General features: G+C 62.1%; 11 protein-coding genes. 7 read left to right on the forward strand and 4 right to left on the reverse strand.

Annotated features, from left to right (window positions below; all coding sequences use genetic code 11):
• Positions 1-34: 34 nt before the first annotated feature.
• Positions 35-1,963: a sensor domain-containing diguanylate cyclase gene (locus DD235_RS09295; RefSeq protein ID WP_109061787.1), complete on the forward strand. Its 1,929-nt coding sequence runs from the start codon at positions 35-37 to the stop codon at positions 1,961-1,963.
• On the opposite strand, the gene DD235_RS09300 is transcribed toward DD235_RS09295, so the two are convergent.
• Positions 1,942-2,433 carry an aminoacyl-tRNA deacylase gene (locus DD235_RS09300; protein ID WP_109061788.1) on the reverse strand — a complete coding sequence of 164 codons (492 nt, stop codon included), beginning with the start codon at positions 2,431-2,433 and terminating at the stop codon, positions 1,942-1,944. The two genes, DD235_RS09295 and DD235_RS09300, sit on opposite strands and share 22 nt — an antisense overlap.
• Positions 2,434-2,441: 8 nt before the next feature.
• On the reverse strand, positions 2,442-3,332 hold the full coding sequence (xerD, locus tag DD235_RS09305) for a site-specific tyrosine recombinase XerD (RefSeq protein WP_109061789.1): 891 nt from the start codon (positions 3,330-3,332) through the stop codon (positions 2,442-2,444).
• Positions 3,333-3,590: 258 nt separating this feature from the next.
• Between xerD and DD235_RS09310 the strand changes: the two genes are divergently transcribed.
• Positions 3,591-4,502: an AEC family transporter gene (locus DD235_RS09310; RefSeq protein WP_109061790.1), complete on the forward strand. Its 912-nt coding sequence runs from the start codon at positions 3,591-3,593 to the stop codon at positions 4,500-4,502.
• A 60-nt stretch (positions 4,503-4,562) separates the two neighbouring features.
• Here the strand turns inward: DD235_RS09310 and fumC are convergent, their stop codons facing one another.
• Positions 4,563-5,951 (reverse strand): class II fumarate hydratase, encoded by a 1,389-nt coding sequence (fumC, locus tag DD235_RS09315; protein WP_109061791.1) that lies wholly within the window; start codon positions 5,949-5,951, stop codon positions 4,563-4,565.
• Between the two features lie 206 nt (positions 5,952-6,157).
• Between fumC and tsaE the strand changes: the two genes are divergently transcribed.
• From tsaE to DD235_RS09340, 5 genes are read left to right on the forward strand one after another with little or no spacing between them, the layout of a single operon-like run.
• Positions 6,158-6,706 carry a tRNA (adenosine(37)-N6)-threonylcarbamoyltransferase complex ATPase subunit type 1 TsaE gene (tsaE, locus tag DD235_RS09320; RefSeq protein WP_109061792.1) on the forward strand — a complete coding sequence of 183 codons (549 nt, stop codon included), beginning with the start codon at positions 6,158-6,160 and terminating at the stop codon, positions 6,704-6,706.
• Positions 6,688-8,064, forward strand: a complete 1,377-nt coding sequence (locus DD235_RS09325) for an N-acetylmuramoyl-L-alanine amidase (protein WP_109061793.1) — start codon at positions 6,688-6,690, stop codon at positions 8,062-8,064. Before tsaE ends, DD235_RS09325 begins: the two co-directional genes overlap by 19 nt.
• A 26-nt stretch (positions 8,065-8,090) precedes the next feature.
• The gene (gene mutL, locus DD235_RS09330; RefSeq protein WP_109061794.1) at positions 8,091-10,061 is read left to right on the forward strand and encodes a DNA mismatch repair endonuclease MutL; all 1,971 of its coding nucleotides are present in this window, start codon (positions 8,091-8,093) and stop codon (positions 10,059-10,061) included.
• A 46-nt stretch (positions 10,062-10,107) separates the two neighbouring features.
• A complete protein-coding gene (gene miaA / locus DD235_RS09335; RefSeq protein WP_109061795.1) occupies positions 10,108-11,079 on the forward strand; it encodes a tRNA (adenosine(37)-N6)-dimethylallyltransferase MiaA in 972 nt (323 codons plus the stop codon).
• 48 nt (positions 11,080-11,127) lie between these two features.
• Positions 11,128-11,514: a VOC family protein gene (locus DD235_RS09340; RefSeq protein WP_109061796.1), complete on the forward strand. Its 387-nt coding sequence runs from the start codon at positions 11,128-11,130 to the stop codon at positions 11,512-11,514.
• Between the two features lie 109 nt (positions 11,515-11,623).
• On the opposite strand, the gene purM is transcribed toward DD235_RS09340, so the two are convergent.
• A complete protein-coding gene (purM, locus tag DD235_RS09345; RefSeq protein ID WP_109061797.1) occupies positions 11,624-12,673 on the reverse strand; it encodes a phosphoribosylformylglycinamidine cyclo-ligase in 1,050 nt (349 codons plus the stop codon).
• Between the last annotated feature and the right edge of the window lie 3 nt (positions 12,674-12,676).

Here is a 12,676-nt window from a genome sequence, read left to right on the forward strand (position 1 = left end):
TTGCCACCCAGACCTGCTGGATAGGGAGACTACGTTGTTCCGGTACCGTTTCGCCACCGAGCGCCTGTCGCTGCAGCGCTCGCTGACCATGATTGTGCCCGGCCTGCTCGTACTGGTAGCCTGCTTTGCCATTTATGTCACCATGCTGATGCGCGGCATCGACGAACAGCGTATCCGCGTCGAACACGACACCTATCTGCGGGCCGCACAGATGAGCAATCTCCTGGCCCAACAAATGGAAGCCCTGGTCTCGGGGCTGGACTATGCCCTCAAGGATCTCGCCAATAGCTATCAGGCTGGCAACAAACTGGGCTTCGAAGAGGGTGTCGCCACCATGCAAAACACCTTTCCGGAAGGCACCATTACCCAGATCTCCATTGCCGATGCCAGAGGTACCCTGCTTTATTCCAGCCTGGGCTCATTGCGCAACGATGGGCAGGTCGCATCAATCCGGGACCGGAGGCACTTCACGGTGCACGCGACAGGCACCTTTCATGGCTTGTACATCAGCGACCCGGTCTTCGGACGCCTGTCCCGACAATACACTATCCAGTTTTCCCGCGCACTGTACCGGGATTTCGAATTTGCCGGCGTGATCGTGCTGTCCGTCTCCCCCCGCTACCTCTCAAGCCTCTTCCATAAGGTATTCGACAACTCGAGCGACGTGGTCATGCTGCTGAACCAGGATGGCTACTATCTGGCCCGGTCTCTCGACGAGGACCAGGCGATCGGCAAACATGTCCCGACAAGCAGAACATTCCTGCAAGACCCAGGCAAGACGCACGGCACCTACGAAACCACTGCCGCGCTCGACGACATCGAGCGCTACTATGCCTGGAGCCGAGTGGCATCCTATCCGCTGATCATCAGCCTGGGGCTGGACAAGGCCCAGGCCACGACGGAATCCGAACATGCCATCACGCGGATCCTGACCAACAACACCATCGGCGGCATCCTGATTCTGATCGCCTCGCTATGGATCAGCTATCTGTTGTTGCAGCGCGAAAAAAGTGTCGCCATGCTGACCGACACCGCGCGGCGCCAGAGTGCCATCATCAATCATTTTCCGGGCGGCGTGCTGGTCGAAGACCAGGACGGCAACCCCATCGTTGCAAACCAGACGCTGTGCCGCCTACTGGCTCTGGACATCAACCCAGACAGCCTCACCGCCCATACCCGCGAAGCGTTTCGCGAACGCGCCCCGCAAGGCATGCTGGACTGGATAGACCAGCCTCTCCCGCCTACAGCCCAGGACATCGACGGCGCAGCGCTGGGCCTGGAATATGAATTGCCTGACGGCCGGACCCTGGAGATCGACAGGATCGGCCTGGACGCCCAGGCCCAGCACCTCGGCACACTCTGGCTGCTCAAGGACATTACCGAACGCAAGCTGCGTGAACGCAAACTCGAAACACTGGCCACCCGCGACTCATTGACTGGCCTGACCAACCGGGGGGCCTTCATGAATGCCCTGGCGCATCTGCCCACTCACCACCTCCTGCACGGCCCTGACAGACAACCGACGCCTGCCGCGATGCTGGTCATGATCGATATCGATCATTTCAAGCGTGTCAACGACACCTACGGACACCACGCCGGAGACCAGGCACTATCGCACCTGGCCGATATTCTGCGCGTGTCGCTGCGCGCCCATGATCTGGCCGGACGCCTCGGCGGCGAAGAGTTCGTGCTGCTGCTGCCCGACACCTCGCTCGCCCAGAGCATCGATATTGCCGAGCGTATCCGCCTCGCAATCGCCGAGCAACCAGCCCATACCGATGCAGGCGAAGTCAGTTTCACTGCCAGCTTCGGCATCGCCACGCTGAGCAGCCCTCCCAACCCCGAAACCTGCCTGGAACAGGCCGACAGTGCTCTGTATCTGGCCAAGCGCAGCGGCCGGAACTGCGTCTGCTATTGGTCACAAGACAGCGGAAAACCAGTTCAGTCGACCAGCGCCACCTGAACGGGACGGGCATCCAGCAAGCTGCGCAGCACGGCAGGATCCATTCCCAGGATATAACCCCGGCGACCACCATTGATATAGATGCCAGGCAAATCCAGGATCGTGGACTCCACCCAGACCGGCATGCGCTTGCGGGTTGCAAACGGCGACGTCCCCCCCACCTGGTAACCAGAATGCCGCTGTGCAGTCTCAGGGGCACAGGGTTCGATGCGCTTGACGCCCACCTGCCTTGCCAGGTTGCGCGTGGACACTTCGCAATCACCATGCATCAGGATGATCAGTGGCTGCTTGCGCTCGTCTTCCATCACCAGCGTCTTGACGACGCTATGCGGGTCCAGGCCCAGTTGGCGCGACGCTTCGGAGGTCCCGCCATGATCGACATATTCGTAGACATATTCCTCGAAAGCCACCTTCTGCTGCTTCAACAGGCGTGTGGCAGGTGTTTCGGAGACATGTGCGGACTTGCTCATTGGACAATTCAACCTCTTGGATGATGAGCGGCATGCAAGGTCTTCAGCCGCTCCCGGGCCACGTGAGTATAGATCTGCGTGGTGGATATGTCGGCATGACCCAGCAGCATCTGCACCACGCGCAGGTCGGCACCATGATTGAGCAAATGCGTGGCGAAGGCATGCCTGAGCACATGCGGCGACAGCGGGGCATGGATATCGGCCAGCACCGCATACTTGCGCACCAGCACCCAGAACATCTGCCGCGTCATGCCGGCACTGCGGTTGGTCAGGAACAGCGCATCGCTGCGCGCCTGGCCCAGCATGAATGGCCGGCCATGTGCCAGATACTGTGCCAGCCAGTGGCAGGCCTCCGCCCCCAGTGGCACCAGCCGGTCCTTGCCCCCCTTGCCCATGCGTACCCGCAGCACGCCTTCGTCCAGACTGACATCCAGCACATTCAGCCCCACCAGTTCGGAGACCCGCAAGCCGGTGGCATACAGCGTCTCCAGCATGGCACGATCACGCAGTCCCATCGGGTTTTCCGTCACGGGCGCGGCCAGCAACGCCTCGACCTGCCGCTCCGACAGCGTCTTGGGCAAGCGGGCCGGCTGCCGGGCGCTCTGGATGGTCTGACAGGGATCAAGCGCGGCCCGTCCGGTTCGCAGCGCCCAGGCATAGTAGCGCCGCAAAGTCGCCAGACGGCGGTTGGCCGTGCTGGCGCGTGTCTGCGCATGACAGGCTGCAAACCAACCCTGGATATCGTGCGGCTGCACCGCATTCAGATCTGGCGAGGTCTTTCCTGCCTGCGCCAGCCAGCCCGAGAATGCACGCAGGTCACGACGGTACGCCTGCAGTGTGTTGTTCGACAGGCCATCTTCCAGCCATAGCGCATCGATGAATGCATCCACGTCCGACATCAGGATAACTCCATAAACATGACGCTCCGACAGAAAAAACCCCACGCTCGTCGCTACGCGCCAGCGTTGCCCCCCAAGGGGAACTTCTTGTCTTGGGACAACCCGACAACAAAAAACATTCCGGGGCGATCTTAAGACGTTTGCCGAATCAGGTCGAGCCGGCGAACCAAACAGTCAGAAGTCCAGGCTTCTGGAATATGCTTATGCGATACAGTCATCATCCATACAGATCACACGACTCCATACCACCGCTGCACCATGTCCACCTTCCTGCTCGTCCTGCCTGATTTCATGCTGATCCTGCTCGGCTGGCTGCTGCGGCACCGCCTGGGCTACGAACGCAGTTTCTTCATGCCGCTGGAGCGGTTGATCTATTACGTCCTGTTTCCCGCCCTGCTGTTTCAGGCTACGCTGCGCGCGCCCATCGTGCTGGACGATGCCATCAATCTGATCGGTGCCACCCTGGCACTGCTGGCAATCGGCATCCTGCTGGCGCAACTGGCCCGGCCACTGCTGCGCCTGCCTGCTTTCGAGCATGCCTGCGTAGCGCAATGCGGATACCGCTTCAATACCTATCTGGGACTGGCCATCGCGTTCAGTCTGGCCGGCACGCGTGGTCAAAGCATCATGGCCATCATCATCGGCCTGGCCGTGCCGATCGTCAATGCAGCCGCCGTCTTCGGACTGGCACGCACCAACGGCGGCAGTGTCGGCCGTGAACTGCTGCGCAATCCACTGCTGCTGGCAACCGTGCTCGGGCTGGCAGGCAATATGCTGGGGCTGCACCTGCCCGGACCTGTCGAGATTTTTGCCAACAAGCTCGGGGCGGCGGCCATTGCACTGGGTATTGTCTGCGTGGGGGCCAACCTGTCCTGGGAAGGCGGCAAGGGACAGGTCGGCACCATGACCTGGATGCTGGCGGTCAAGCTGATCGCCATGCCTGCCCTGGCCTGGCCAATCGGTCTGGCATTCGGCCTGCCTGCAGTGGAACAGGCCATGCTGCTGCTGTTTGCCACGCTGCCTACCGCATCGAGTGCCTACATTCTGGCGATCCGCATGGGAGGCGATGGGCGCACCGTTGCATTATTGATTTCGACAGGCACATTGCTGTCGGCGCTGACCATCCCGCTCTGGCTGCTCATGCTGCCGGCCGCTATCCAGGTGCAATAAGCGTGCATGAGAGGCACTGTCAGAGGTACAGCCGGTACAAGACCGGCAGTACCTTGCACCTTAACGCGAGTTGGTCATGTCCTGAGGCACCACCCATTGCGCAAACTGCGCCTCGGTCACATAGCCCAGCGCCAGGGCCGACTCCTTGAGGGAGAGATTTTCCTTATGTGCCTTCTTGGCGATCTGGGCGGCCTTGTCGTAGCCGATATGCGGATTGAGGGCCGTGACCAGCATCAGCGAACGATTCACCAGTTCCTCGATGCGTTCGCGGTTGGGCTCGATGCCCCGTGCGCAGTGCTCGTCGAAGCTGTGCATGCCATCGGCCAGCAGGCGCACCGATTGCAGGAAATTGTGGATCAGCAGCGGCTTGAACACGTTCAGCTCGAAATTGCCGCTGGCCCCACCCATATTGATCGCCACATCGTTGCCCAGCACCTGAGCCGCCAGCATGGTCAGCGCCTCGCACTGCGTGGGATTGACCTTACCCGGCATGATGGAACTGCCCGGCTCATTCTCGGGAATGCTGATTTCACCCAGCCCCGAACGCGGGCCGCTGGCCAGCCAGCGCACATCATTGGCGATCTTGATCAGGCCAGCGGCCAGCGTCTTGAGGGCACCATGCGTGAACAGCAGCGCCTCATGCGAGGCCAGGGCCTGGAATTTATTGGGGGCCGATACAAAGGACACCCCCGTATCGCGCGCCAGTTCGGCCGACACGCGCGCGCTGAACTCCGGATGTGCGTTCAGGCCGGTTCCGACAGCCGTGCCGCCGATTGCCAGCTGATGCAGTCCGGGCAATGTCGCCCGAATCTGCTGTTCGGCCAGCTCAAGCTGGGCCACATGGCCCGACAGTTCCTGGCCCAGCGTCAGCGGCGTGGCATCCTGCAGGTGGGTACGACCGATCTTGACGATATCGGCAAAGGCCTCGCTTTTGGCCTGCAGCGTCTTGCGCAGCGCCACCAGGGCCGGCAAGAGGACCTGCTCGACCTGCACCGCTGCCGCCACATGCATGGCCGTCGGGAAGACGTCATTGGAAGACTGGCCACGATTGACGTGATCGTTGGGGTGTACCTTGCGTGCCTCGCCGCGTTCGCCCCCCAGAATTTCCGAAGCCCGGTTGGCCAGAACCTCGTTCATGTTCATGTTGCTCTGCGTACCGGATCCCGTCTGCCAGACCGACAGCGGGAATTCATTCGGCCACTTGCCGGCCACGACCTCGTCGGCAGCAGCGATGACGGCCTTGGCAATACCGCCATCGATCTGACCCAGTTCTGCATTGACATGCGCGGCGGCGCGCTTGAGCCTGGCCAGCGCGTCGATCAGTTGCGCCGGCATTTTCTCGGTCGAGATGGCGAAGTGATGCAGGGAACGCTGCGTCTGCGCGCCCCACAGATGCTCGGACGGCACCTCGATCGGGCCAAAGGTGTCTTTTTCGATACGAATGCTCATACTGCGCTCCACCACAAATGAAAACGGTTATGGATAGTAAAATCGTTAGCTTAGCAGATGCGGGAACTCTGCTGCCAAAGCCCAGATCGGCCCGGGATCAGAAGACATTTATACGGTATTCTTGCGGCTTGCCGCCGTTGCCACTGCATATCTTCTGCCGAAGATACGCCCGATTGCCCAATCCTGCCACCCCAGCCGTCACCACCATGTCCGCCCATGCCCCCCTGCCAGCGCTTGAGCAGCGCGAACTGACCCTGCCCGACAGCGAGGCAACCGAACAGTTGGCCCAGAAGCTGGCCACTCTCATCCTGGCCGATACTGCTCCCCAGGCAACCGCAGCCGGACATGACCGGCCAACCCATCCCGTGGCGCATATCCACCTGCAGGGCGACCTGGGTGCGGGCAAGACGTGCTTTGCCCGTGCGCTGTTGCGCGCATGCGGCGTTCAGGGCCGGATCAAGAGCCCAAGCTATGCTTTGCTTGAATCTTATAAAATTTCTAGCTTATACTTGCATCATCTTGATTTCTATAGATTTAGCAATTCTGACGAATGGCTGGATGCAGGATTCGACGAACTGCTGCTCGAACCCGCCCTGGTTTTGATCGAATGGCCGGAGCGTGCAGCAGGGCGGTTGCCCCTCCCCGATCTGCTGATCGGACTGGATTATGCAACCGGTCCTGACCCCGCTGCCGGACGTATCGCCAGACTGACTGCCTACACGATGCGAGGGCGAACATGGCTGACTCATCTCTGATTCCCCGCAGCGGCACCCGCCGCCGCCTGCTCGGCGCAGCAGCCACACTGGCTTTGCTGCCCGTCTGGCCGCGCACGGCCCAGGCTGCCAGCATCCTGGCCGTGCGTACCTGGCCGGCTGACGACTACACACGCGTCACCCTGGAGATCGACACCGAACTCAAGGCCGAGCACTTCACCCTGGACAATCCTCATCGACTGGTCGTCGATATCGAAGGGCTGACCATGGCACAGGCGCTCAACGACCTGGTTTCCAAGGTCAAACCCGATGACCCCTATATTGCCGGTTTGCGTGTCGCTCAGAACCGCCCCAATGTCGTGCGCCTGGTATTCGACCTGAAGCAGGCCATCGCCCCGCAGGTCTTCACGCTCAAACCGGTGGCCGACTACCAGTACCGTCTGGTGCTCGACCTCTATCCGCACGCCACCCAGGATTCACTCACCGCCCTGCTCAAGGATATCTCCCAGCAGGATGACGATCCGCTGGCCCGCATCCTGGAAGACATTTCCCGCAGTCCGGCCGGATCACAGCCGGCCCCAGCCGAAACACCAGCGCGTCCGACCTCGCCCCCTGCCGTGGCAACGGCACCAGCCCAGCCGACGCGTCCCACCCAGCAGCCGGTACGCCCCCCCGCAACCAGTGGAGGCCGTACCCGCACGCTCATCGTGGCCATCGATCCTGGCCATGGAGGAGAAGATCCTGGTGCCATCGGCCCGGGCGGCACCCACGAGAAAACCGTGGTACTGCAGATCGCCAAGCGCCTGCAGCGTCTCATTGACGCCACACCCGGCATGCGTGCCTACATGACCCGCGACAGTGACTTCTTCGTGCCGCTGAATGTACGCGTCCTGAAGGCGCGCCGGGTCAAGGCCGATCTGTTCATTTCCATCCATGCCGATGCCTGGACCCGACCCAGTGCCAACGGCTCCTCGGTTTTCGCGCTGTCGCAACGCGGAGCCAGCAGTACCGCTGCACGCATGATGGCCGCTCGCGAAAATGCGGCCGACCTGATCGGTGGCGTCAATCTCGGCAGCCAGGATCGCCAGGTCGCCAGCGTCCTGCTGGACCTTTCCACGACGGCACAGATCAGCAATTCGCTGCAAGTGGGCGGCAACGTCCTCGACCAGATCGGACAGTTTCACCGCCTGCACAAGCCTCGCGTCGAACAGGCCGGATTTGCCGTGCTGCGTGCACCGGACATCCCCTCCATCCTGGTGGAAACCGCTTTCATCAGCAACCCTCGCGAAGAACAGTTGCTGAAAACGGCAGCCCACCAGGATAAGCTGGCCAATGCCATCCTGGGCGGCGTGCGCAGCTATTTTGCAGCCAATCCGCATATCGCGCAGGCCACCGGCTGATTCAGGGCTGAGAATATAATGGCGGGATGACCCAACCCGCTGCTCAGACCCCACGCCGTTCCATCACGGCGCTGCCCGATTTGCTCGTCAGCCAGATTGCCGCTGGCGAAGTCATCGAACGCCCCGCTTCCGTACTCAAGGAACTGGTCGAGAACGCCCTCGATGCCGGCGCACGCACCATCGACATCCGCTTGGAAGGCGGCGGTATTCGCCGCCTTGCCATCACCGACGATGGCTTTGGCATCCCCCCCGAAGAACTGGCGCTGGCGCTGACGCGCCACGCCACCAGCAAAATACGCTCTCTGGCCGAGCTTGAGTCAGTCAACTCCATGGGTTTTCGCGGCGAGGCTCTGGCTTCCATCGCTTCCGTCGCCCAAGTCACGCTGATCTCGCGCACTCGCGACGGTGCCCATGCCTGGCAATTGCAGCCGCCTTCCATCGAGCCCGAACCGGCCTCCGGCCCACCCGGCACGACCGTGGATGTCAGGCAGTTGTTCGACCGTGTGCCGGCACGTCGGAAGTTCCTGCGCTCGGAAACCACGGAGCAGTCGCACTGTGTTGCCGCCGCCGAGCGGATCGCACTGGCGCATCCCGGTATTGCATTTCGCATCTTCGTCAATGACAAGGCCTATCGCCAGTGGCTGCCCGCCACGCCACTGCAGCGCATACGTGATGTGCTGGGCCTTGAATTCGGACAGGAGTGCCTGGAGGTCGAGGCCGCCAATGGTCTGATCAGCCTGGGCGGCATGGTGGTACGCCCCACTGCGGCACGGGCCCGCACCGACCGCCAGTATCTGTACGTCAATGGCCGTTTCGTGCGCGACCGTACCGTCTCTCATGCCCTGCGCAGTGCCTATGCCGACGTCCTGCATGGTGACCGTCAGCCCGCCTTCGTCCTGTTTCTGGACATCGACCCGGCCACGGTCGATGTCAATGTCCACCCAGCCAAGCATGAGGTCCGCTTCCGCGACAGCGGTGCCGTTCACCGCTTTGTCGCCCATACGGTGGGACAGACGCTGGCCTCGGCCACTTCGGCACAGGGACAGCAGGATGCAACGACACAAGCCACCCCTGCCGTGGATGATGTGCAGGCTGAACGTGTCGCCAGCCACCCGGCACCGGCACAACGTACGCCGCATGTCCAGATGCCACTGAGCGCACGCCCTGCTCCGTTCGACGCCAGCCAGGCGCAAGAATGGAGCCGCTTTTATCAGCCTCTGTCGAATGCAGGTACAGCCTCTGTGGGCAATCCGCCGTCCGGCACGCATCAGCCGGCCACCGCGCCCCTTTCCCAGACAGCCGCGCCCTCGCCCTTCCTGCGCGAACCTGCACCGGCCTATGCGCCGCGTCCAGCCTCGTCCGTACCGGCAACACCCCCTCTGTCACCGCCCGCGACGCAGGCTGCGCTCGACGCCTTGCCACTGGGGTTGGCGCTGGGTCAGTTGCATGGCATCTATATCCTTGCTCAGAACGCTCGTGGACTGGTTCTGGTGGACATGCATGCGGCACACGAGCGCATTGTGTACGAACGCCTCAAACAGGCACACGACGCCCAGGAAATGCCTGTACAGGCCCTGCTGGTACCGGTCGTGTTCCATGTGCCGGAATCCGATATCGCCCTGGTCGAAGAACACCAGGAAGCCTTGTCCGGCCTGGGCTTCGAGATGCGACCGGCAGGACCCGGCAGCATCGCGGTACGCGCTGTTCCAGCCCCGCTGTCCCAGGCCGACATCGAAACACTGGCCCGTGCCGTCCTGCGTGATCTGGCCGACGTCGGCGTATCGCGCAAACTGACCGAACAACGCAATGAACTGCTCTCGACCATGGCCTGCCATGGCTCGGTGCGAGCCAATCGCCAACTAACGCTGCCGGAGATGAATGCACTGCTGCGCCAGATGGAGGCCACCGAGCGTTCGGATCAGTGCAATCACGGCCGCCCGACCTGGATACAATGGTCTCTTGGCGATCTGGACAAGCTGTTTCTCCGCGGCCAGTAAGCACCTTACCAGCCTGCTCTCGCCTCCAGACCCTCACGGCATACGCATGACCCAGTTCCACGACACGCGCGGTCCCTTACCCGTACTCTGCCTTGCCGGCCCCACGGCTGCCGGCAAGAGCGCCTCGGTGCGTGCGCTGGCATCACGCTGGCCCATCGACATTGTCAATGTTGATTCCGCGACGATCTATACCGGCATGGATATCGGCACGGCCAAGCCGGACCAGGAGGAACGCAACCAGCTTCGTCATCACCTGCTCGATATCCGCGACCCGGCCCAGGCCTATTCGGCAGCCGAATTTCGCCAGGATGCCCAGACGCTGGTCGAACGCATCCGGGCAGCCGGCCGCATTCCCGTACTGGCAGGCGGCACCATGCTGTATTTCAAGGCATTGCGCGAAGGTCTCGACGACCTGCCTCAGGCGGATCCGGCGCTGCGCGCAGACCTGGATCGCCAGGCTGCCGAACGCGGCTGGCCGGCCCTGCATGCAGACCTGCGCCAGCTTGACCCAACCACCGCTGAACGGCTCGCACCGAACGACAGCCAGCGCATCCAGCGCGCCCTCGAAATCTGCCTGCTGACCGGTCGCCCCATGTCCGATCTGCTCACCGATCCGGCACAGCGCCCTGCGGCAGATACCCGCTGGCAATTCGTGACCATCAGCCTGGAGCCATCCGACCGGCTGGTGCTACACCGACGCATCGCACAACGCTTCGGCAGCATGCTGACCAACGGGCTGATAGACGAGGTGGCCCAACTCAGGCAGCGGCCCGACCTCCACCCGGGCCTGCCTTCCATCCGCTGCGTGGGCTATCGGCAAATCTGGTCATACCTGGCAGACGAAGTCAGCCTGCATACTGCCGAAGAACAGGCCGTAGCAGCCACCCGACAACTCGCCAAACGCCAGATTACCTGGCTGCGCGCACTGCCCGACCGCACGATCATTGACTGCCTGGATCCCCAGGCTGTCGCCAGACTGATCGATGCCGCAGCCCCCATACTGGATGGCTACGCGTAGTAGCCTCACAAGAGAGACCAATCAGCACGCCAAGGGGCGGAAAACCGCATGATCGATCACCTGGACCATCTCGTACTCACCACCACCGATGAGCCGGCCTGCGTGCACTGCTACGTCGATGTACTCGGCATGCAGCTCGAAACATTCGGCCAGGGCCGCAAGGCATTCCGTTTCGGCAACCAGAAAATCAATCTGCACGTCAGGGGCCATGAGTTCGAGCCCAAGGCACATTTGCCTGTCCCCGGCGCGCTGGATCTCTGCTTTATCGCAGCGATTCCCCTGGATGACGTTATTGCCAGGCTTGGCGGACGCGGTGTACACATCACTGAAGGCCCCGTCAACCGGACCGGAGCCACTGGCCCCATCCGCTCGATCTACCTGCGTGATCCGGACCTGAACCTGATCGAAATATCAGAACGGCTGCCCCTGCCCTGACATACCGGACACATAGCCAAATTCAGCAGACACTGGATGGCGTAAAAAAACCGCAGTCAGCGTCGTGACTGCGGTTTGAGACGATCACGACAGGTGATCCGAAACGATCTTACTCGACCGTAGTCTGCGCGACACCTTCTGCGCGCTCGACAATCTCGCCCAGCGCCCAGACCGTTTCACCCTGCTCACGCAGCGTGGCCGCAATGGCATCGGCCTGTTGTGCATCCACCACAATGACCATGCCGATCCCGCAGTTGAATACACGGTGCATTTCCTGGTCGGCAATGCCGCCTTCACGCTGCATCCAGTCGAACAGCGCCGGACGCGTCCAGGCATCGCGATGCAGGCGGGCGCTGAGTGAGGGCTCAAGGATACGCGGCACGTTTTCGAGCAGACCGCCGCCGGTGATGTGCGCCAGACCCTTGATGGCAGTGCCATGCTGCGCCAGCGCCTGCAGCACCGACTTGACGTAGATACGGGTGGGTGCCATGACCACGTCAGACAGGCGTTGCCCTTGGAAGTCCTGGTCCGGCTTGGCCTGGGTGCGTTCGACCACCTTGCGCAGCAGCGAATAGCCGTTGGAGTGTGCGCCACTGGAGGCCAGGCCGAGCACAACATCGCCCGGACGGATGGACTTGCCATTGATCATGGCCGATTTTTCGACCGCACCAACGGCAAAGCCGGCCAGATCGTACTCGCCCTCGGGATACATGCCGGGCATTTCGGCCGTTTCGCCGCCGATCAGGGCGCAGCCTGCCAGTTCGCAGCCCTTGGCGATACCACCCACCACACGGGCGGCCGTATCCACCGACAGTTTGCCGCAGGCGAAATAATCAAGGAAGAACAGCGGCTCGGCACCCTGCACCAGAATATCGTTGACGCTCATGGCCACCAAGTCGATACCCACGGTGTCATGGCAGTTCCAATCGAAGGCCAGGCGCAGCTTGGTGCCGACACCGTCGGTGCCCGACACCAGCACCGGTTCGCGGTATTTCTGCGGCACTTCGAACAGGGCACCGAAACCACCGATGCCGGCCAGCACGCCCGGACGCATCGTCCGCGCAGCCAGGGGCTTGATACGGTCGACCAGCGCGTCGCCCGCATCGATGTCAACACCGGCATCGCGGTAGGTCAGGGGAGCATTGTTTTGAGATGTCATGAG

The sequence above is a fragment of the Corticimicrobacter populi genome (assembly GCF_003123725.1).
Lineage (GTDB): Bacteria > Pseudomonadota > Gammaproteobacteria > Burkholderiales > Burkholderiaceae_B > Corticimicrobacter > Corticimicrobacter populi.

Bases quoted from the DNA above. Each gene is read 5' to 3' on its own strand.
- DD235_RS09300 (WP_109061788.1), bottom strand. From the start codon at position 2,433: ATGAGCAAGTCCGCACATGTCTCCGAAACACCTGCCACACGCCTGTTG.
- xerD (WP_109061789.1), bottom strand. From the start codon at position 3,332: ATGTCGGACGTGGATGCATTCATCGATGCGCTATGGCTGGAAGATGGC.
- DD235_RS09310 (WP_109061790.1), top strand. From the start codon at position 3,591: ATGTCCACCTTCCTGCTCGTCCTGCCTGATTTCATGCTGATCCTGCTC.
- fumC (WP_109061791.1), bottom strand. From the start codon at position 5,951: ATGAGCATTCGTATCGAAAAAGACACCTTTGGCCCGATCGAGGTGCCG.
- tsaE (WP_109061792.1), top strand. From the start codon at position 6,158: ATGTCCGCCCATGCCCCCCTGCCAGCGCTTGAGCAGCGCGAACTGACC.
- DD235_RS09325 (WP_109061793.1), top strand. From the start codon at position 6,688: ATGGCTGACTCATCTCTGATTCCCCGCAGCGGCACCCGCCGCCGCCTG.
- mutL (WP_109061794.1), top strand. From the start codon at position 8,091: ATGACCCAACCCGCTGCTCAGACCCCACGCCGTTCCATCACGGCGCTG.
- miaA (WP_109061795.1), top strand. From the start codon at position 10,108: ATGACCCAGTTCCACGACACGCGCGGTCCCTTACCCGTACTCTGCCTT.
- DD235_RS09340 (WP_109061796.1), top strand. From the start codon at position 11,128: ATGATCGATCACCTGGACCATCTCGTACTCACCACCACCGATGAGCCG.
- purM (WP_109061797.1), bottom strand. From the start codon at position 12,673: ATGACATCTCAAAACAATGCTCCCCTGACCTACCGCGATGCCGGTGTT.